General features: G+C 49.9%; 18 protein-coding genes. 5 read left to right on the top strand and 13 right to left on the bottom strand.

Features of this window, described 5'->3' with window-relative positions:
* Positions 1 to 817: 817 nt before the first annotated feature.
* From Q0174_RS06540 to nadE, 12 genes are all read right to left on the bottom strand, one after another.
* Positions 818 to 2,218, bottom strand: a complete 1,401-nt coding sequence (locus Q0174_RS06540; protein ID WP_298042625.1) for a riboflavin kinase — start codon at positions 2,216 to 2,218, stop codon at positions 818 to 820.
* A complete protein-coding gene (locus Q0174_RS06535; protein WP_298042622.1) occupies positions 2,218 to 2,733 on the bottom strand; it encodes a lipocalin family protein in 516 nt (171 codons plus the stop codon). The genes Q0174_RS06540 and Q0174_RS06535 overlap by 1 nt, the downstream gene beginning before the upstream one ends.
* Positions 2,723 to 3,913: an SAM-dependent methyltransferase gene (locus Q0174_RS06530; protein WP_298042619.1), complete on the bottom strand. Its 1,191-nt coding sequence runs from the start codon at positions 3,911 to 3,913 to the stop codon at positions 2,723 to 2,725. Before Q0174_RS06530 ends, Q0174_RS06535 begins: the two co-directional genes overlap by 11 nt.
* The gene (locus Q0174_RS06525; RefSeq protein ID WP_298042616.1) at positions 3,910 to 4,560 is read right to left on the bottom strand and encodes a hypothetical protein; all 651 of its coding nucleotides are present in this window, start codon (positions 4,558 to 4,560) and stop codon (positions 3,910 to 3,912) included. The genes Q0174_RS06530 and Q0174_RS06525 overlap by 4 nt, the downstream gene beginning before the upstream one ends.
* The gene (gene ligA, locus Q0174_RS06520) at positions 4,557 to 6,563 is read right to left on the bottom strand and encodes an NAD-dependent DNA ligase LigA (protein ID WP_298042613.1); all 2,007 of its coding nucleotides are present in this window, start codon (positions 6,561 to 6,563) and stop codon (positions 4,557 to 4,559) included. The genes Q0174_RS06525 and ligA overlap by 4 nt, the downstream gene beginning before the upstream one ends.
* The gene (locus Q0174_RS06515; protein WP_298042611.1) at positions 6,560 to 6,748 is read right to left on the bottom strand and encodes a hypothetical protein; all 189 of its coding nucleotides are present in this window, start codon (positions 6,746 to 6,748) and stop codon (positions 6,560 to 6,562) included. Before Q0174_RS06515 ends, ligA begins: the two co-directional genes overlap by 4 nt.
* Positions 6,738 to 7,460 carry a 3-deoxy-manno-octulosonate cytidylyltransferase gene (kdsB, locus tag Q0174_RS06510; protein WP_298042608.1) on the bottom strand — a complete coding sequence of 241 codons (723 nt, stop codon included), beginning with the start codon at positions 7,458 to 7,460 and terminating at the stop codon, positions 6,738 to 6,740. Before kdsB ends, Q0174_RS06515 begins: the two co-directional genes overlap by 11 nt.
* Positions 7,457 to 9,010 (bottom strand): threonine synthase, encoded by a 1,554-nt coding sequence (thrC, locus tag Q0174_RS06505; RefSeq protein WP_298042607.1) that lies wholly within the window; start codon positions 9,008 to 9,010, stop codon positions 7,457 to 7,459. The genes kdsB and thrC overlap by 4 nt, the downstream gene beginning before the upstream one ends.
* A 121-nt stretch (positions 9,011 to 9,131) precedes the next feature.
* Positions 9,132 to 9,989: an acetylglutamate kinase gene (argB, locus tag Q0174_RS06500; protein ID WP_298042605.1), complete on the bottom strand. Its 858-nt coding sequence runs from the start codon at positions 9,987 to 9,989 to the stop codon at positions 9,132 to 9,134.
* Positions 9,990 to 10,007: 18 nt separating this feature from the next.
* Positions 10,008 to 11,108 (bottom strand): tetraacyldisaccharide 4'-kinase, encoded by a 1,101-nt coding sequence (locus Q0174_RS06495; RefSeq protein WP_298042603.1) that lies wholly within the window; start codon positions 11,106 to 11,108, stop codon positions 10,008 to 10,010.
* Entirely contained in the window at positions 11,101 to 12,237 is a 1,137-nt protein-coding gene (locus Q0174_RS06490; RefSeq protein WP_298022205.1) for a DegT/DnrJ/EryC1/StrS family aminotransferase, read from the bottom strand. The genes Q0174_RS06495 and Q0174_RS06490 overlap by 8 nt, the downstream gene beginning before the upstream one ends.
* A gap of 10 nt (positions 12,238 to 12,247) precedes the next feature.
* Positions 12,248 to 13,051 (bottom strand): NAD(+) synthase, encoded by an 804-nt coding sequence (gene nadE / locus Q0174_RS06485; RefSeq protein WP_298042598.1) that lies wholly within the window; start codon positions 13,049 to 13,051, stop codon positions 12,248 to 12,250.
* 95 nt (positions 13,052 to 13,146) lie between these two features.
* Here nadE and Q0174_RS06480 point away from each other — a divergent pair, with 95 nt between their 5' ends.
* Positions 13,147 to 13,746, top strand: a complete 600-nt coding sequence (locus tag Q0174_RS06480; protein ID WP_298042596.1) for an MBL fold metallo-hydrolase — start codon at positions 13,147 to 13,149, stop codon at positions 13,744 to 13,746.
* 510 nt (positions 13,747 to 14,256) lie between these two features.
* Here Q0174_RS06480 and cmoB read toward each other — a convergent pair.
* The gene (gene cmoB / locus Q0174_RS06475; protein WP_298042594.1) at positions 14,257 to 15,150 is read right to left on the bottom strand and encodes a tRNA 5-methoxyuridine(34)/uridine 5-oxyacetic acid(34) synthase CmoB; all 894 of its coding nucleotides are present in this window, start codon (positions 15,148 to 15,150) and stop codon (positions 14,257 to 14,259) included.
* A gap of 107 nt (positions 15,151 to 15,257) precedes the next feature.
* On the opposite strand from cmoB, the gene Q0174_RS06470 reads away from it, so the two are divergent.
* The 4 genes from Q0174_RS06470 (at position 15,258) to Q0174_RS06455 (ending at position 19,672) form a co-directional block, all read left to right on the top strand.
* Positions 15,258 to 16,313, top strand: a complete 1,056-nt coding sequence (locus Q0174_RS06470; protein ID WP_298042588.1) for a transglutaminase-like domain-containing protein — start codon at positions 15,258 to 15,260, stop codon at positions 16,311 to 16,313.
* Positions 16,314 to 16,730: 417 nt separating this feature from the next.
* On the top strand, positions 16,731 to 17,801 hold the full coding sequence (locus Q0174_RS06465) for a transglutaminase domain-containing protein (RefSeq protein WP_298042584.1): 1,071 nt from the start codon (positions 16,731 to 16,733) through the stop codon (positions 17,799 to 17,801).
* A 22-nt stretch (positions 17,802 to 17,823) separates the two neighbouring features.
* Complete coding sequence (locus tag Q0174_RS06460; RefSeq protein WP_298042580.1) at positions 17,824 to 18,774, top strand: hypothetical protein; 951 nt, start codon at positions 17,824 to 17,826, stop codon at positions 18,772 to 18,774.
* 196 nt (positions 18,775 to 18,970) lie between these two features.
* Positions 18,971 to 19,672, top strand: coding sequence for a cytochrome-c oxidase (locus tag Q0174_RS06455; RefSeq protein WP_298042575.1), 702 nt, complete (start codon positions 18,971 to 18,973; stop codon positions 19,670 to 19,672).
* Positions 19,673 to 19,763 lie beyond the last annotated feature (91 nt).

The following is a 19,763-nucleotide window of genomic DNA, read 5'->3' as shown; positions in this document are numbered from 1 at the left end:
CGATTTGCGACCGCTACGCATGGAATTTTTGCGCTTAGTTTGCCCCGTGCGTAAGCATACCTAAATTTTAAACGCAGCATGAGCGCTTTTGATGCGAGCGAGCTGTATCCCAGTTTGTGCTCCACTTCTAGCCCAGATACGCTTGATGCATGATTAAATTTCATGTCTTGCTTGACAGACCCTAAAATTCCGCGCCGTGCAAATACATCTTTAAAATTCTACGCCGTATTTTCGCAGCATTAATTTTACGTCGCCAAATCTCACGCTACCAAAACAGCTCCTTTAAATTCTTTAATTACGAACTTAAACTAAAAGCATAGTCGAAGCTCCATTGGTAGAATTTCGCGCCCATTTTGTGATTTTATGCACCGTAAAATGGAGCTGCTTGACAAAATCCCGCGTTTAGCTAGGTGCATAATTTAGCCGCTTGGCTCTTGCTCGGCAGCTTATCCCTGCTAAATTTTAAAGCTTCGCAGCACAACTAAGATTTTTTATCGTTCTCAATTCTCGGCGCAGCTTGCACTTGCCTCGTCTTACATAAACCCAAGCCCAAGGTACGTTAAAGTCCTGCAGGCGGTACGCCGTTAAAAATTAACGACTTTTTATCGGTTTGCGCGCCGCTTTTGTGCACACTTCCCATATGGCATCGCAGACGCAGGCGGTGCACCAAGTATTCTCAGTGACAACGGGCACACGACTTTTATACGGGACGACGCAGACGGCTCATTTAATGCGCCGTAGATGCAAAACGCGGGCAAACGCATCAAATTTCAAGCGCACAGCCCGCAAGTTTTATCTTTAAGCTTACAAGCCTAGATTAAAATTTGCGGCTTCGTAGTACCGCCTCCGCCTCTGAAGCGTCTTTTAAAATCTGTTCTTTAAGCTGCGTTAGATCACTAAATTTACGATTTTCGCGTAGGAACTTTATAAATTTCACGCAGACGAATTTCGCGGTGCTATTTTTACTCGCAGCCTCTAAAATTTTATTTTCGGCGTCCAAGCTCTCGCTCGCCGCAAAATTTTGTGTAGAAATTTCAGCCGAATTACACGCCGAAATTTCATCTAAATTTTGCGCAGAATGTGCGGCTTGCTCCCCGCAGCACGGCGCGCGATCTTGTGCGGAATTTAAACCCGCTTCAAAGCCCGCAAAATCCTCTAAAATGTGCGTTTCAAGCGCAAAAGCCCCATCAGTGCTGAGCCTGTGCCCCAAGAAGCTCACACTTGCAAATTCCTTGCTTCCGGCGCGTACTAGGCTCGCATACACGCCGCTTTTTGGCATAAAATAGCCGCTCGCATCAAGATTTAGCGTCGCTACGAACTCCCGCGCCCCGCGCCCCTGACCGCGCACGATCCGCCCGCAGATCTCGTAATTTCGCCCCAAAAGTTCCGCCGCTTCTTCGCACTGGCCGCGCGATAAAAGCTCTTTGATCCTACTTGAATGCACGCCGCCGCCGTTTAAGCAAAACTCGCCTACGACGCAGGTTTGCCCGCGAAATTCGCGCCCTAAAAATTCCACGTCCCACGCCCTATCACGCCCAAATCTAAAGTCCTCGCCGACGACAATTTTTTGTAAATTTATGAAATTCTGCCTTAAAAGTGTGATAAATTCGCCTCCGCTAAGGCTTTTGATAGCGCGTAGATCGCAATAAAAAATCCTTTTGTTCGTAAATGCCTGCCGTGACGCAAAAGGGGTTAGCTTCGTGCCACCACCTGCTAGGATTACGATTATTGCGCCTTGCTCGCCTAGGCGCTCAAATAATTTTTGATGTCCAAGGTGCATGCCGTCGAAGTTACCGATTGCTACGGCGCGCACATTATCGCGGTTTGAGCCTTGTAGCGTTGCGAAAATATCGCCTCGTGCGAACTGCTCGCTTAGGCGCGCACGCAGCACTTCCGCACAAGCAGGAAACGTGCCTTGAGCCTGCACGTCTACGTCATTGCTGCAAGCGTCATTATAAGCCGTTTTACTGCCAAAAGTCGTTTCATTGCTGCAAGAGGTGTCGGTGTCTGCTTCATCTGCGCGGTGCGCATCGCCGGTTTTATTTTTGCGTAGCTCTTGCTTCGGGTGTTCGATACTTTTAGATGAATTTTCCCCATTGTTTGTGAAATTCTGTTCCGTAAAATTTTGCAAGTTGGAATTCTGCGCTACGAAATTTCGCTCTTTAAAATTCCGTAGCGAAGCCCCTGTATGGTCTTTACATGATTTTTGATTAGCCATTACTTTTGCTTCGTCCAGACGATTTTTTTGGTGTCATAGCCGCTGTGCTTCGCCTTTTTTAGATAAACGATGCGGATCGGCTCAGGCAGGGTTTTGGTGCGCGAGAGGATATACAGCTCGCTCGTATCGGCGCCGAAGATCAGGGCGTAGCGATAGTCGCCGTCCACCTGTGCCACGCGGTAGAGGGAGTCAGAAATCAGGCCTTTTTGATAGAGCAGGCCTACGTTTTTATCGCCCGCAAACTCCAATACGTGTTGTTCGTTTTTGATTTTGCCCGAGCTCGTTTGGGCTGATTTTAGGAGGTTGATGGTGGAATTTTTATCGACGAAGCACTCGTAGGCGGTGTTTTGCAGATCGTCGTCGCTGCCCTTCATGCGGGCGATCTCATACCAGCCGCCGCTAAATTTAGCGATGTCGAAGTTTTTTACGATCGGCGCTTTGGGGTTTAAGCTTTTGGCGCATGAGCCCAAAAATAGCGCGCTTAGCGCCAATATAATTAAGTTTTTAAATTTCATCGTTCATCCTTTTTAGAAGATAGAAAAATTCTTGATTCCCCTCTTTGCCCGTGATCTTACAAGCGCCGGCATGCAGCACGGCAAGCCCCAGCTCGGCGCATAGTCGCTCAAATTTCGCCCGCGCGCCGCGCGCCGCTTTTTCGTCTTTGAGCACCCCTTTTTTATTTCGCTTCGCCTCCGTGCCCACCTCAAATTGCGGCTTAAATAGCACGATGAGAGCGCTTTTTGCAAGGCTCGCGAGACTTTTTAAGATCAAATTTAGCGAGATGAAGCTCACGTCGCAGGTGATGAGATCAAATTTTTTCTCACTCGAAAACTCCCTGATGTCGGTGTTTTCGCGCACGATCACGCGGGGATCGCGTCGCAAAATTTCGCTTAGCTGCGAGCTGCCGACGTCAAGCGCGGTTACGCTCTTTGCGCCGCGCTGAAGCAAAATTTGCACAAATCCGCCCGTGCTGCTACCCACGTCCAAAACATCGACTCCCGCTAAATTTAAAATATCTTTTTGCGAGGGCTTTGTTTGTACCGGCTCCGCGCCGCCTTCGCTGCGGCACGCGCCCGCCTTGCCGCCCGATTTGGAGGCTTTTGCCACATTTAAAATCTCCGCCGTTTCGGCGTCTGCGTCCGCTTGCAAAAGCCCTGCCGTCTCGGCGCCTGTGCTCATCTGTAAAAATTCCACCGTGTGCTTGCCTGTACCGGTTTGTAAAAGCTTCGCCGCCTCGGCGCTAGTTTTTACGTTGCGGATCGCCTTGGTATTTGTTTCTGCGATCTTTGCCGCCGTCGCGCTTAGAATTTCGGTCGTCTCGTCCGCGCCTAAAATTTTATCCGTAGCCGCAAAATCTGCGCTTGAAATTTGCGTCGCTGCCGCTTTGCTATCCGCGCCCTTTGCGGCGCTGTACGGCTTTGAAATTTCTGCCGCCGCGCTAGGCGAATTTGCGCCGCAGCTTGCTAAAAGCCCGTTTTCGGCGAGCTCGTCCAAAAAGCCTGCGAGCTTGAGCGCGCCCCTGCTTACGTAAATTTGCTCGGCAGTACTGATTTTGCCGCTCTGCTCGGGCGCGATCTGCGCGGAGGGCCTGTTTTGCACGGCGCCTCGCAGCAAAATTTTATCCTGCTTTATCAGCGCAGCGGCCTGATTTCTGCTGATTTTAAGCGTGTTTGCAACGAGCAGATCAAATCTCATTTTGCTTTTTCTCCACGCCGCGATGAAATTTTAAAGCTTGCGCAGCTTTTGTGCGGCTTCGGGTTTAAAATTTTATCGCGCAAAGCAAAGTCGCGCGTAGCAGTGCTACGCGGCTCAAATTTTAGCCCGCGCCGTGCCGTAAATTTAACCATACTGTACGTTGTAAATTTCGGCTCGCCGCGCGTTGTAAATTCGATCTCGTCGCTAGCGAAAATTTTAAAATTTTTCCTATCGGCGCAGTGTTTGAGCGGCGCAAGATTTGAGATATTCTTACTTGCAGCCGCATCTATCGACATTGCGCTCGCCGTTTTAGCGCCGCGGCAGGCGGAGTCCGCGCGCCTCGCAAAAACCGCCTCTCGGTCTGCCGTTTTTACGCACGCCTCAAAGCCTGACGATACCGCGCCGACCGCTTGATTTGCTATCCTTGCTTCTAGCGGCAAATTTACCGCCTCCTCACACTCTTTAAAATTTTTAAAATTCTTGCGCTTCATAAAACACGCAAGCGCCGCAGGACGGAGGTTGCCTTTGAAATTTAAGCTGTCTAAGCCAGAATTCTGTCGCATCCATTTTGGGGGACGGGGGTTGCTTTTAAAATTCAGCCCCGTGCCGTTTGCGTGCGGGTTTGTCACAAAGCAGAAGACCTTCACTTGCCGCTCCCCGCAAGCGCTTCAGGCTCGCTCTTGTCAGGTGAATTTGCGCCAGGCGTCACCAGGTTCGCGAGCGCTTCAAACTCGCTCTCGTCGATCACCCGCACGCCAAGCGAGCGAGCTTTTTGCAGCTTGGAGCCCGCTTCTGCGCCTGCGAGTACGAAGTCGGTCTTGGCAGATACCGAGCCCTGCACCTTCGCGCCCATCGCCAAAAGTCTAGCCTTAAACTCGTCGCGCGGATGGCTGAGCGTGCCGGTGATAACGACGCTGCGGTCCGTGAAGGCGCTTTTGACGGTATGCATCTGGGGCGGTCGCGGCGTGATGATTTCGCTTAGATTTAGAATTTTTTCGCGATTTATCTTGCAAAACTCCGCTAGGCTCCTTGCCATCGCCTCTCCAAAGCCCTCCAGCCGCAGAATTTCATCTTCGCTCGCATCCAGCCAATCCTGCCCGAATGCCGCGGCTATCTTGCGCGCGGCCACCTCGCCGATGTGTTCGATCCCCAAAGAAGCGATGAAGCGCTCAAGCGGCGCGTTTTTGCTTGCATTTATCGCGCCCAAAAGATTTGAAATTTTTTTATCCGCAAAGCCCTCAAGCCCCGCCAAATCCTGTGCGCCGAGGGCGTAAATGTCACTGATCTTTGAAATTTTGCCGCTTTCAAAAAGCTGCGTGATCGTCGCATCGCTTAAGCCTTCGATATTCATGCATTTTTTGGAGCAGAAATAGATCAGTGAGCCTATCACGCGCGCCTTGCAATCGAGGTTTTGACACTTTATGAGCGCGCCTTCGTCAAGTAGCCTCTCGCCGCAAACCGGGCAGCGACCCGGGCGCGAAATTTCGCTCTGCGTGCCGTCTCTGCGCTGTTTGTAAACGCTCGTGATCTTCGGGATCACGTCGCCGCTGCGGATGATGCCTACGAAATCGTTTTTCATCAGCCCCAGCCGCGCGATCTCGTCGAAATTATGAAGCGTCGCGTTTGAAACGTTCGCGCCGTCGATGTTTACGCTATCTACGACGGCTACGGGGGTTACCGCGCCGGTGCGGCCGACCTGCAGATTGATCTCGCGCAGCCGCGTTACCTTTTCGACCGCGGGAAATTTATACGCGACCATAAAACGCGGGAATTTCACTGTATAGCCCATCTGCGAGCACTTTGAAAGCTCGTTTACGCGGATTACCATGCCGTCAAGCATCAGGTCTTTGCTTGCGCGCATGCTATGCAGCGCCTCGTACGCGCTCCTGATCTCGCTCGCGCCCGAACAGATGCGGCAAAACTCGTCGCGCAAAAAGCCTAGGCTGCGCACAAACTCCATTATCTGCGAGTGCAGCGCAAAGCTTAACGAATGCTCGCCCACCCCCCACGGGATAAATTTTAGCTTCCGCTTCGCTACGATCGCGCTATCTAGCTGGCGCAGGCTTCCCGCGGCGGCGTTGCGCGGGTTTGAAAACAGGCTCTCGCCGTTTGCGGCGCGCTCGTCGTTTAGCGCGTCAAAATCGCTCTTGGCGATCAGCGTCTCGCCGCGGATCTCGATCCTTTGCGCGTAGGGGATTTGAAGCGGCACTGATTTGATCGCTCTTGCGTTTTGCGTCACATCCTCGCCTATAAGCCCGTCGCCGCGCGTCGCCGCACTTATCAGCACGCCGCCTTCGTAGGTTAAATTTAAGCTCGCGCCGTCAAATTTGGGCTCCACGTAAAACTGCGCGCCGCTCTTCTCGCCGCGAGCTAGCCACGCCAAAAGGTCCGCGTCGTCGAAAATATCCTCCATCGACCACATCTGCGCGCCGTGAGCAAGCTTGGAAAAGCCCTCGCTGATCGCGCCTCCGATGCGCCGTGTAGGCGAGTAGGGCAGCGCGAGCTCGGGGTTTTGCTCTTCGAATTTCTCCGCTTGCGAATAAAGCTCGTCGTACTCCTCGTCGCTTGCGATCGGTTTATCGTCGGTGTAATATGCCCGCGCCCACGCATTTAGCGTATCTACCGCAGATCTGTATTCATCGTAATTCATCTTGCGCTCGCATCTTTAAATTTTAAAATTCCGCGCGCCATTAGAATTTTATGCGTCGTTAGAATTTTACATTCCGCGGCGGGTCTGTGCACCCCAAATACTGTGCCGCACAGCCCATTATCGTTAAATTTTGTGGGTCCGTTCGCTTTAAATTTCGTGTTTAAAAAGGCGCGATCAATTTCCATTGCCGAACTCCTTTAGCGCGCGCTCGTAATCAGCCGGCGTGTCGATGCCGATGCTTTCGGTTTCGATCCCAAGCATCGCGATCTTCTCGCCCGCGCTTATGGCGCGAAGCTGCTCGAGTTTTTCGGTATCTTCCAGCGCTGAGGCGGGCAGGGCGCAAAACCGCTTTAAATTTCGCACGCTGTATGCGTAGATACCGATGTGTCCGAGGTAGCACTCGCATGCCGCGCGTGGATAGGGGATGAGTGAGCGCGAAAAATAGATCGCAAAGCCTGCGTTATCAAGCACTAGCTTGACTAAATTCGGATCCTCTGCCGCCTGAGGGCTTATATATTTATAGCAGCTCGCCATAAATGCGCCCTTTTGCGCGATCATGGCGTTGGCGAAATCTTTAAATTTAATCAAATTTTCGCTCTCGAAAAAGGGCTCGTCGGCTTGGATATTGATGATGATCTCATCCTCCGCAAGCGCTGCGTTCGCGACCGCTTCAGCGATGCGGTCGGTGCCGCTTTGATGCTCGCGCGCGGTGAGAACGGCGTCAAAGCCGTAATCTTGCGCGATCTTTAAAATTTGCGGCTCATCCACGGCGATTAGCACGCGGTCCGCTTTGGCGGCATTTTGAGCCGTTTTGATAAACATCGGCACGCCGCCGAACTCACATAAAATTTTATTTTTAAAGCGCGTCGAAGCAAGGCGCGCGGGGATTACTATCATTTTTTGATCCACTCCATTATGGCGTTTTTGATCTCGCTTTGCTCCACGACGCTAGAGTGCACCTGCGGCGCGCTAAAAAGGCGCGAGATCTGCGGCGGAATGTCGCTGCGAAATTCCTTAGAAAGTGCGATCATATCGGCTCGCTCGTCCTCGCAAGCCCTACCTTTGATCGCGCCGATCATCGACGGCGTAAATTTAATCCACTTCGCGGTCGAAACGACGAGATTTAGGTGGCTTTCGTCAAGTAGCTTAAAGCAGGTCGCCGTGTGCGGGTCGATCAGCACGCCGCGGCTGCTCTCTTGTTTGATAAACTTAGCGCACTGCGCATCGTCGCAAAAATCCGCCTCGAAGACCTCGCGCAGCTTCGCAAGCTCGCTCGCGCTAAGCTTATAAAATTTATCTCGCGCCAAGCTTTGCATCAGCTCGTTTGTGCGCGCATCGCCGAACATATCGCTAAGCAGCCGCTCGACGTTGGAGCTAACTAAAATATCCATCGCAGGGCTGATCGTGCGGATGAGCTTGCGCCCGCGTAGATCGTAGATCCCGCTCGTAAAAAGCTCGGTCAGGATATTGTTCGCGTTTGAAGCGATCTTGATTTTGCCGATCTTTGCGCCCATTTTTTTGGCGAAATACGCTCCCAGCGCGTTGCCGAAATTTCCGCTAGGAACTATGACGTCGAAGGTGTTAAATTTAGCGCTCTGTTTTGCGCTCGCTGCGCCGCTTGCGCCCGCTGCAGCGCTAAAATTTTTACCGCACGCCTGGCACTGATCGCTTTGCTTTAAATTTTGATCTGGGCTCAATACGCCGTGCTTTGAGAAATAGATGCTAGCGTAGAGGTAGTAGATGATCTGAAATAAAATCCTGCCGAAATTTACGGAGTTTGCGGCGCTTAGATTTAAATTTGCCTGCGCGAGCTCGTTTCTGAAATCCTCGTCAGCCAGTAGCGATTTTAGAGCGCGTTGCGTATCGTCGAAGTTGCCGCGCACGCCTAAAATTTTAAGATTTGCCGCGCTTTGTTTGACCATCTGCTGGCGCTGTATCTCGCTCGTGCCGCCCTGCGGGTAGAGACAGACCGCTTTTATGTTCTCGTCGTCCGCAAAAGCCTCCAGCGTTGCAGGTCCCGTGTCGCCGCTCGTAGCGCACATTATTAAAAATTTTTCATTCCTGGATTTTGCGATGCTCTTTAAAAGCGCGCCGAAGGGCTGTAGCGCCATATCCTTAAACGCGAGCGTCGGGCCGTGATAAAGCTCCAAAATATAGGCGTTTTCGCTTAGCTTCTTGATCTGGACGGGGCAGGCGGGATTTTCAAATTTATCGTAGCGCTTTAGCGCACTCTCAAAGACCTCGCTGCTTACGTCAAAATCGAAGCTCTCGATGATTTTAAGCGCGATTTGTTTGTAGCTCAGATCCTCGCACTGCTTAAAAAAATCCTCGTTCAAAAGCGGCAGCCTCTCGGGGCTGAAAAGCCCGCCGCCGCTCGCGCTCGGATTTAGCAGCGCGTAGCTAAGATCCGCTTTTTGCGAAAAATCTCTCGTTGAAACCAGTTTCATCTTTTTCCTTTTTAAAATTTTAAAATTTACGCCCGCCTAGGCGCTTTAAATTTGATCACTTAGGTCGCTTGCACGGACTTGCGGCATTGCCGCTTTAAGCCTGCCGCCTCCGCGCTCGCGCCTAAATTTCTTCCTTTATCAAACTTCCTATGCCACCGTCCGTGAAAAGCTCAAGCAGGATCGAGTGCGGAATTTTGCCGTTGATGATATGCGCGGCATTTGCGCCGTTTCGCACGCACTGCAGGCACGCATCGACTTTGGGGATCATGCCGCCTGCGATCGTACCGTCCTTTTTGAGTTTCGAAATGAGCGCGGCATCAAGCTTGCTAATTAAATTTCCCTCTTTATCGAGCACGCCGTCAATGTCGCTTAAAAATATCGCCTTACTCGCTTTTAGCGCGGCTGCGATCCTGCTAGCGCAGAGATCGGCGTTGATATTAAAGCTCACGTTTTCGTCCGTCTCGCCGCCCGCAAGCGGGGCGATCACCGGCAGATAGTCCTTTTGCAGTAGGTCGTTTATCAGCTTGGTGTTTACCTCGGTGATCTCGCCTACGAAGCCGTATTTTTTCTCATCGAGGAATTTTGCCCTCAAAAGCCCGCCGTCCTTGCCGCTGATACCGATCGCGGGCGCGCCGTTTTGGTTCAAAAGCGCCGTGATCTCTTTATTTACCGCGCCGCTTAGCACCATCTCGGTAATTTCGATCGCGTCTTTATTCGTTATGCGAAGCCCGTCCTTAAACTCGCTGCGCACGCCGATCTTATCCAGGGTCTGATTGATCTTTTTGCCGCCGCCGTGCACGACGATGATTTTGATGCCGACCATATGCAAAAGCACGATATCGCGGGCAAAATCAAGCTTGAGCGTATCGTCGGTTTGCGCCGCGCCGCCGTATTTGACGACGAAAATTTTATCTCTAAATTTACGGATATAGGGCAGCGCGGAGATGATGACTTCGGCGGTTTTGCTCTTTTTTATCATAAAATTCCTTTAAAAACCTTATTTTATCATAGCTTGGTTTATGTAGTTTTGAATTTCGCGGATAAAGTTTTCGCTTAGCTTTAAATTTAGCAAAATCACCGAAATTTCCGCGCCCAAATCCCTTAATTTCACGTAATCTTTCGCCGTGCAAAGGATATGCTCCGCATCCTCGCGCCTTAACAGCTCTAAAATCTGCTCTTTTTTGAAATCATAATGGTCGGGGAAAAATGCGTGGGCTTTTGCGAGCGGCAAAAACTCTTGCAAGCGCCAAGGCTTGGCGATAGCGCTGATTAAGATCGTACGGGATTTTTCAAAACCAGCCTCTTTGGAATTTAAAATTTTATCCGCAACGTGGTTTAAATTTAAAATTTCATTTGCCGCGCGATTTAAATTTAAATCCGAAATTTTATCCGCGGTAGAATTTAAAATTTCATCCGCAAGATTTGAAATTTCATCCGTGCCGTTTAGCCCCTCTTGCAGATCCGCCGCCGAAACGATCCTAAGCTCCTGCGAGATGTCGCTCGGCGCCGGTATGAAATCCGCAAATTTATAAAAAAACGGCGGGTAGCGATACGCGGCGAATGGCAGGCAAAATGGCAGCTTCGGCACGCTTTGCGGGCGCAGCAAGATATCAAATTTAGAGATATTAAATTTAGAAAATCCGTCGTCCAAGATCACCAGCTCAAAGCCGAGAGTTTGTGCGCGCAAAATCCCTGCGGCGCGATCTTCGCTGACGATCACGTTTGCGCCGCGCAAAAACAGCGCGTATTCCATCGCCTCATCGCCGCTTTGCCGCACGTCGCAAAGTACCCGTCCGCCGAGCGCTACTTCGAGCAAGCCTCTGCTTTTGCGCCCGTATCCGCGAAGGATGATGCAGGTTTTGAGCTCCCTATTAAATTCTTTAAAAAGCGCCCGTACTAGCGGGGTTTTGCCGCTGCCGCCGAGGGTTAAATTTCCGACGCTGATTATTGGAATTTTAAATTTTTGCGGCTTAGCAAAGAGCCTTTTTAGGCAGACGATAAGCGTATAAAGTAGCGTTAACGGCGCTAAAATCACTCCGAGCGCAAGCCACGCGGGGCTCGGATCGTATAGGTTTCGCTCGATTAGGAGTTTAAACACGATTTTGCGCTATCTCTTTGATCTGCTCGCAGATGTAGCTCACATCGTCGTCGCTAAGCGCCGTGTAGATCGGCAAGGATAAAATTTGCTGATAGTTTTTAAGCGCATTCGGGAAATCATTGACCTTGTAATTATATTTGCTTTTGTAGTAGCTTAGCAGGTGCACCGGCACATAGTGCAGCGATACGCTTACTCCGCGCGCGATCAGCGCTTTGGCAAAATCGTCGCGGTTTTTGTCGATCCTTACGATGAATTGAGTATAGATATGCTCCTCGCTGTCGCTTGGAAGCGTCACGTGAGGGCAGTTTGCGAGCTGCTCGCGATACGCTGCGGCGATCTGCTTGCGGCGCTTTATAAAAGCGTCGGTTTTTTCAAACTGGGCGATCGCGTAAGCGGAATTTATGGCGTCAAGATCGTATTTTTGACCGATGCGATCGACGTCGTAGGTAAAGGACATATTGCCGTCTTTGTAAAAGGCGTCTCCCACGATGCCGCCGTTTCTTAAAATTTGCGCGGCGCTTGCGATCTCATCGTCGTTCGTAACGAAAAAGCCCGCCGTAGAGATCGCATCTTGCGCTTGAGGATTGATCTGAAAGCACGATATGAGCGAGCTTTTAAGCGCTCCGATTTTTGCGCCCTTATAGGTAGCGCCCATAGCGCGGCACGCATCGTCGATGAGGATGATATTTTCGCTTTTGGCGACCTCGCTGATGGCGTCTATATCCGCAGCAAGTCCTGCGATGTGCGAGATGAAAGCGCATTTTAGCTTCTTGTGGCGGTTTTGATCTATCGTGCGAGCAAGGCTTTCGCTCGTAATGTTAAAGCTTATCGGATCGATATCTACGAAAACGGGCTCTGCGTCGAAGTGGCGGATCACTTCGGCGACGTTAGGGAAGGAATTTACGGAGCATAAAATTTTATCTCCGCGCTTAATATCCATTGCGCAAAGCGCCAGATGCAGCGCCGTCGTGCCGCTCGTAGTCGATACGGCGTGCTTTACGCCGAAATATTTACAAATATCCTCTTCAAAAATTTCGCTATATCTTATATCGCTGTTGTAGAGGGCGCTTTTAATTAAGTCTTCCTCTTTCTTATCGACTTGAGCCTTATAAAACGGTATCTCTTTCATAAATCTCTCCTTAGTGTGCGGGCTCTATGCGGGCGACCGCGGGCGCGCGAAGCTTAAAATTATTTTTAAGAATTCTACGGACGATAAATTTCACCAGCTCTTGATTGTGGCGCGAGTTTTTCAGATATTTCAGATCGTCCGCGCAGATCTGCTCGCCCGAGCGAAATTTGGCCCTTAGATTAGGCCGCGAAAAAATATCTCTTAGCACGCTATCTAAAATCTCGTAGCTGTATCCAAGCTCACGTTCGTCGCTTTGATTTTCCCATAGATCGGCGCTGGGCGCTTTTTTTATGATCGCATCGTCTATGCATAAAATTTTTGCAAATTTAAACAGATCGGTTTTAAAAATTTCTCCGATCGGATTAAACGCGCAGGCCATATCGCCGTAGATCGTGCCGTAGCCGAGCATCCTTTCGCTAAGATTGCTCGTGCCTACGACTACTCCGCGTTTTTGCGCGCTATAATCATAAAGCAAGCTCATGCGTATGCGTGCGGCGAAATTCCCGATACGAAGTGGGCTTGCGCCCGGGTTTAGGGCGGTAAAATTTTCCACGAAAGGCGCGATCTCTTGGATTTCGTAGGGGATATTAAAGGATTCGCAGTGAAAGATGCCGTCTGCCATATTTTCTAAATTTGAACCCGCACTAGGCAGGATAAGTCCGTAAGTGGGGATCTCCGTAAGTGCACAAAGCGCAGAAACCACGGCGCTGTCAAGCCCACCGCTGATACCCACTACAAAGGCGTCCGCGCCCGTTTCATCGAGTCTCTCCGATAAAAAATCGGTCAGTTGCGGCAGCAAATCGTCCAAAAACATAATATTTAGCCTTAAAATTTTACGTTAAATTGTGCGAATTTTAACTATTTTTGGCTAAATTACGGCTTTAATTTAAGCTTAAAAGGAGGATTTAAATGCAAATTTTAAAAAAAGCTTTCGGCGAATACGTGACGAATTGTTACGTCGTAAAGGGTGAGCAGGGCGATCTAGTGATCGATCCGGGCGAGGGCAGCTTTGATTGGGTGATGCAAAATACGGGAAAGATCGCGGCGGTTTTGAATACGCACGGGCATTTCGATCATGTTTACGACGACGCCAAGCTGCAAAGGGCGGGCGCTAAAATTTATATTCACGAGGACGACGCCTTTATGCTACGGGCGGATCCTTTTGAGACGATGCCCGAGCCCATAGAAGCGGACGTACTCGTAAAAGGGCAGGAGCAAAGCTTTGAAATAGCGGGCTTTAACGTTAAATTTAGTCTTTTTGCCGGACATACGCCGGGCAGCTGTATGATTGAAGTGGACGGCGTGATTTTTAGCGGCGACGTAATATTCAAAGGCTCTATCGGCAGGTGGGATTTTCCCTTTTCAAGCGGCGCGCAGATGAGAGAATCTTTGCATAAAATTTTGCAGATAAAGGGCGATTTTACGCTCTATCCGGGGCACGGTCCAAATACGAGCCTAGCGGCCGAGAGGCAAAATTTAAAATATTTTTTGCAACTTTTTGAGCGCTGATCGTTTAAATTTAACCGTGTTTCGTCTCACAAGAAGCAGTGAAGCGGTGTGAAGCTGCTCGGCGCCGGAAAATTTATACCGCTTTGTTCGCGGGCGCTAGAATTTGTGCCGCTTTGCTCGCATTGTAGGCGCCAAAATTTACCGCTTTATTTGAGGCCGCGGGCGTTAAATTTTGCGCTGCGTTCGCACGATGCGCGCATTGGCATGCACTGCGTAGATAAAATTTTAAATTTACCGCCGCTTGATTAAATTTAGCAAAATTTCGCGCCGCCGCGCGCAAGACGCAAAGCGTAGCGCAAAAGCAAAATTTAAAATTCGTGCTGCCGTGCGTGTAAAGCGTAACGCAAAAGTCGAAATTCAAATTTGCGCCGCACTAATCCTGGTCGCTACAATTCGATCAATCCGACTTGAGCTCGCTAAATTTAGTCAAATTTCACGCTCTGCCGAACGCAAAATTTTTCCCCGCGAGCCGATAAATTCAGTAAATTTACGCGTTTTTAAAGGCGCAGATCACGCCCGAAGCCGCACGTATATACGCCTCGGCGCGGGGTAGCCCTCGATCGTGCGTGAGCTATCGTGCGGATCTAGAAAATTCTCCAAGCTCTGCCCGTCGATCCACTCCGTTTTGCGCTGCTCGCTAGCATCTGTGGGCTTTTGAGCCAAAATTTCAAAATCTCTAAATTTCGCCCGCTCGCACCAATTCTGTAGCGCGCCGACGGTCGGAACAAAGTAGATATTTGAAATTTTTGAGTAGCTGTTTTTCGGACACAGCGCGAAATCGCCCGCCCCTTCGATATACATCGTGTCTAAAACCACTTCGCCGTCCGCATTTAGCGAGGTGTGCAGATCTTTTAGCATCTTTACTGGGTCGCTGCGGTGGTAGATGACGCCGAGGCAGAAGATCGTATCGAATTTGTGCTCGTAAAAGGGCAGATGCTCTACGCCCAAAAGCTCGAATTTCGCGCCGCTGCGAAAGAATTTCTCAAGGAAGCGAAACTGCAGATAAAATAGCGCGCCAGGATCAAATCCCACGAGCCGCGCAGGAGCAAGCTCGCTTGCGCGAAACATATAGTAGCCGTTATTACAGCCCACGTCGGCGACGGTTTTGCCGCGCAGATCTAAAAACGGTCGCAGCAGGTTAAATTTCACGAAGCTTCGCCACTCGGCGTCGATAAAAAGATCATTCAGCGCAAAAGGCCCCTTGCGCCACGGCTTTAGTGCTTTTGCGATACGTGTAATCTCATTCTCTTGCTCCGCGCTAGCGCTAAAGCTTGCACGCACGACGTCGCCGCACTCGCACTCGCACCCGCCTATTTGCAGCGCCTCGATCGCGTTTAAAATTTCGCAGTTTTGCCCGCTTTGCAGCTTTTTAAAGTTCTCGTTTCTGATTTTTTGCAGATCCATTTTAATCCTAAAATTTCAAAATTTAGCGCCATTTTAACATAAAATTTTATCCATTTTAAGGCGCAAAGAGATAAAATCGACTTGCAATTCAAGCAAAGGAGCAAAAAATGCAAGAAGCAAAAACGAGAAAATTTAGTCTCAGGTTTAATCACGAAATTTCAAGTAGCGGCGCAGAAGTGCGACTTTGGCTGCCGTTAGTGCTGCAAGAGCCGTATCAAAGGTTGCTGGGCGAATATCATGCCCGCTCAAATGCGCAAGAGTCTGCTATCTGCGGAGATCATATAAGCACGTACTACGCGCGCTTCGCACCCGATAAAGAGGCAAGAGCAGGCGTCGGCAAATACGGCGAGCAAGGTGTCGTAGGCGAAGAGGATGATTATTTTGAGCTTAGCTTCGATATTGAAATTTCGGAGCGAAATACCGATTTTAGCAAGGTAAGCTTTAATGAAAACGAGCGCTTGAGCCCAGAGATCGAGGAGTTTTTAAAGCCTTCAAAGCTAATTCCGGTAGAAGGCGCTGCGAAACAAAAATCAGACGAGATCACCGACTCGCTTAAAGGCGATCTGGAAAAGGCGCGCGCGATCTACGAGTGGGTCGCTAAAAATATGAGTCGCGATAATAGCGTGATCGCATGCGGCAGCGGCGACGCAGCAGCGATTTTAAGCAGCAGCAAGCTAAGCGGCAAATGCGCCGATATTAATAGCGTGTTCGTCGCGCTCTGCAGGACAGCTGGCATTCCTGCGCGCGCTATTTACGGCATCCGCACGGGCGCGGCGCAGAAATTTTCTCCTGAAATGGGTGTAATGGGCGCCCTAAGTGGTGGTGCGCTTGAAATTTCGGGCGCACAGCATTGCAGAGCGGAATTTTATCTAAAAGGCCACGGCTGGATCCCGGTCGATCCCGCGGACGTTACAAAGGTGCGCCTAGGCGAAGGCTTAAGCGAGGATGACTCCAAACTCGCGCGGGTGCGCGAATATCTTTTCGGTAACTGGGAGCCGTGCTGGCTGGGCTTTAACTACGCTCGCGAAATCGTGCTAAATCCGCGCCCGGCGCATGTCCCGATTGAAATTTTTTCGCATCCGTATTGCGAAGTGGGTGGCACGCCTAAAGATCCGTACTCGCCTAAAAATTTTATCTACGAGTATTTTTCGCGAGAAATTTAATCCTCTGGTGGCTTGTATTTTACCGCCGCGATTTGCTCAAGCTAAGCTGCCGCGCTTCGTCAAAGCTCAACCGTTTAATCGAAGCGCACGCTTGGCTTTGCGACAGCGGCGCTTTTGCGTAGTTTAGCCTACGCCGCCGATACATACTGCCTGCGCGCCTAGTTTGCGGGCTATCATGCCCGCCTTGGCGAAATTTCGCGCTATGTCTTTGGGCGAAATTTTGAAATTTTAAAATTCCGCGTCGAGTAAAATTCTAAAATTTTAAAGCGAGCGGAATTTTGAAATTTTAAATATGGATAGAATTTTAAAATTTACGGCTTGCGGAATTTTAAAATTTAGCGATTTCAAAGCCGCAAAAGGCTAAAATCCACGCGTAATTAGGGCTAAGGCTTAGCCATTTTATTTTGAAGGCATTTCATGCAAAGACGCGATTTTTTAAGAAACACTGCGATTTTAGGCGCCGTTATGGCAACTCCGAGTACCATTTTGGGCGGGGAAAAAGTCATTGGCAAAAAGAGAACTTTCGGGCTATCGCTAAATCACGAAATTTTGGAGGAGGGCAAGCAGACACGGCTTTGGATACCGCTTCCTCTTATCACGGAATATCAAAAAGTAAGCGACGTAAAATTTGACGGTAATTTCAACGATCCGTCCGTGGACTACGGCAAAATTCCGACGCTCTATGCCGGCTACGTCGGTGTGGCAAAGCCCACGCTAAACATTAAATTTAGCGTCGAGACCTTTGAGCGAAATACCGATTTTAGCAAGGTAAAATTTAATCCGAACGAAAAGCTTAACCCCGAGGTAGCGAAGTTTTTGGAGCCTAGCACGCAGATTCAAATCGACGGCGTCGTTAAGCAAAAATCAGACGAGATCGCAGGCGGCATCAAGGGCGATCTGGAAAAGGCGCGCGCGATTTATACGTGGGTGGCGAACACTATGCAGCGCGATAATAGCGTGCTAGGTTGCGGGCTAGGGGACGTGAAGCAAATTTTAAGTAGCGGCAAGCTAAGCGGCAAATGCACCGACATAAATAGCGTTTTCGTCGCACTTTGCCGCGCGCAGGGCATCGCCGCAAGAGAGATGTTTGGCATCCGCGTCGGCGCGTCGAGATTTAGCGCTCAAATGGGCGCCGCACCAAAAGACGGCGTCAGCCATATCTCGGGCGCACAGCACTGCAGGGCGGAATTTTATCTAAAAGGCCACGGCTGGATCCCGGTCGATCCCGCAGACGTTACAAAGGTGCGATTGGGCGAGAAGCTAAGCAATGACGACAGCAAGCTCGCTAAAATCCGCGAGTATTTATTTGGTAACTGGGAGATGTGCTGGATCGGCTTTAACTACGGCAGAGACTTCACGCTAAGCCCGCGCCCAGCGCAGTTTCCGATCAATAATTTCGGCTATCCTTACGGCGAAGTGGACGGCAACACGCTTAATTACTACTCGCCGAAAGATTTCAGTTACGATTACAGATCGAAGGAGCTGTAACGGTAAAATTTGAAAAATCAAAATGTCAAAGTCCATTAAAATCAAAGAATCGCGGTTAAATTTAACCCCTTGCTACGAACTAACGCCAAAAGAGGCGCGAGAGCTCGTCAGCATCGGCATCACCGAGCGCGGCGAGATATATTTTCTATGCGAGGATGCGGGCGAATACGTCATAAAATTTATGCAAGATGGGCGGCTGCGCGAGATAAAAACCGGCGCGGACGAAAACGGCTACCGCTTCGCCGTGCCCGTGGATTTTCCAAACCGTTGGGCGCTACTAAACGCTCGCTCGCGCTACGATGAGAAGCTAAAACGCGGCGAGGAAAATTTAAAATTTATCGATGAGCTGGGCGCCCAAACGGGCAAAATTTGCGTGGGCGACGGCATAGCAAAGATCATAGCACAAGGCGGGCGACTCTACGTTTCATATTTTGGCGACGGGCTCTTCGGCAACTTCGGCGGAGACGAGTGTGAACTCGCCGTTTGGAACGAGGCGGGCGAAAAGCTCTATGGATTTGACCTCAGCCGGATTCACGACTGCTACGCGATAAATCTATTTAGCGGCGCGTGCTACGCGCACTATTGCAGTAGCTTTGATTTCGTGCGTATCAAGGACGGGCAAGCCACGGCGTATACTCCAAAAATCAGTTCTTATAAACCGGACTCCGCGGCTATTGAAACGTGCGAGCTAGAATTTTCAAAGAGCGATTATATTTTTGCGAGCCGCGACTTCGCGCTAAATGAGCGAAGCGTGCTGTTTTGCCCGGCCGATAACGACAAAGATGAGCTGTTTTTGTTTAAATTTAAAGGCGAAACACTAGAATTCGACAGAAAAATCAGCCTAAATTTTCTCGGCGCAGACGGCTCGAAAAATAACAAAAATGAGGGCTGCGGCTCGTACGGAAACGGCGAATATTTAGCTCTTTTAAAAAGCGCCAAAATTTATAAAATTTGCGTGAGCGAGCTAGATTGAAATGTAAATTTAGCAGCTAACGGCGCTTAAATTTAGCCGCGTAAAGCGTCGCGCTAAAGCCTGATCAAAAGAAAATAGAGCCGCCGCAAAAATTAAAATTCCGCAAAAATATATTCGTTAAAGATCAAGCTCACGCTCTTAAATTTCAGGGTATAATTACGAAGCAAATTTACAAAATTTAACCGAAGGAGAGACCATGAAAAAATTTCGTTCACTACTGCTCTGTGCAGCGGCGGCTGCGACTTTGAGCGCCCAGGGTGAGGATAAAGTGGAAAAAATCACTTCGATCGACATCTATGTTTCGCCGTTTTATTCGGCTAAGGATGGTAAGCCCGAATACGTGCATGTTTACGAGCCGATCGACGGTCTGTTGATGAAAAACGACGTGCCGAGCCTGAAAAAAGCGATCAAAATCATCGAAGACGCCCCGGACATGATCGCTCCGACCACGCTGATGACGGTCGCTGCACGCGCTTATGATCTGGGGCTTAAGGACGACGCGGTGTTTTGGTTCTACGCAGGCAAATACCGCTTCATCTCCTTCGCCTCGGTAATCGACGTCAGCGGCACGATGTTTATGGAGACGGTCGAGGCAAATTCCGCTTTCATGCACCTTGCGGGCGACGTGATCAACCCCTACGCATTTTGCGACATCGACAAGCAGCAGATCATAGTCGAAAAGGCGGTCGATTGGGTAAAGGATCATCCGTACAAGGCGATATTTTCAGATAAATTCCCATCCATCGCTAGCGACCGCAAGGCAGCTCTAAAAGAAGTGATAGAAAAGCTCGAAGCCGATCAGCAAAAGCAAAAGCAGTATTTTGCCGATCCGAAAAACAGAGCGAATTACATCGCCGAGCGCAAGAAATATCGCACCGACGAGCGCTTCTGCGACTAAATTTGCGGCTAAGCTCGTATAGAGGGCTTTGCTAGCTTAACCGCATTTTGCCTAAATTTCAGCTCGCAGGCTAAATTTAGGTAAATTTCAA

This window comes from uncultured Campylobacter sp., from assembly GCF_937996225.1.
Taxonomy (GTDB): Bacteria; Campylobacterota; Campylobacteria; order Campylobacterales; family Campylobacteraceae; genus Campylobacter_B.
This window is presented reverse-complemented; position numbering and strand designations above follow the sequence as displayed.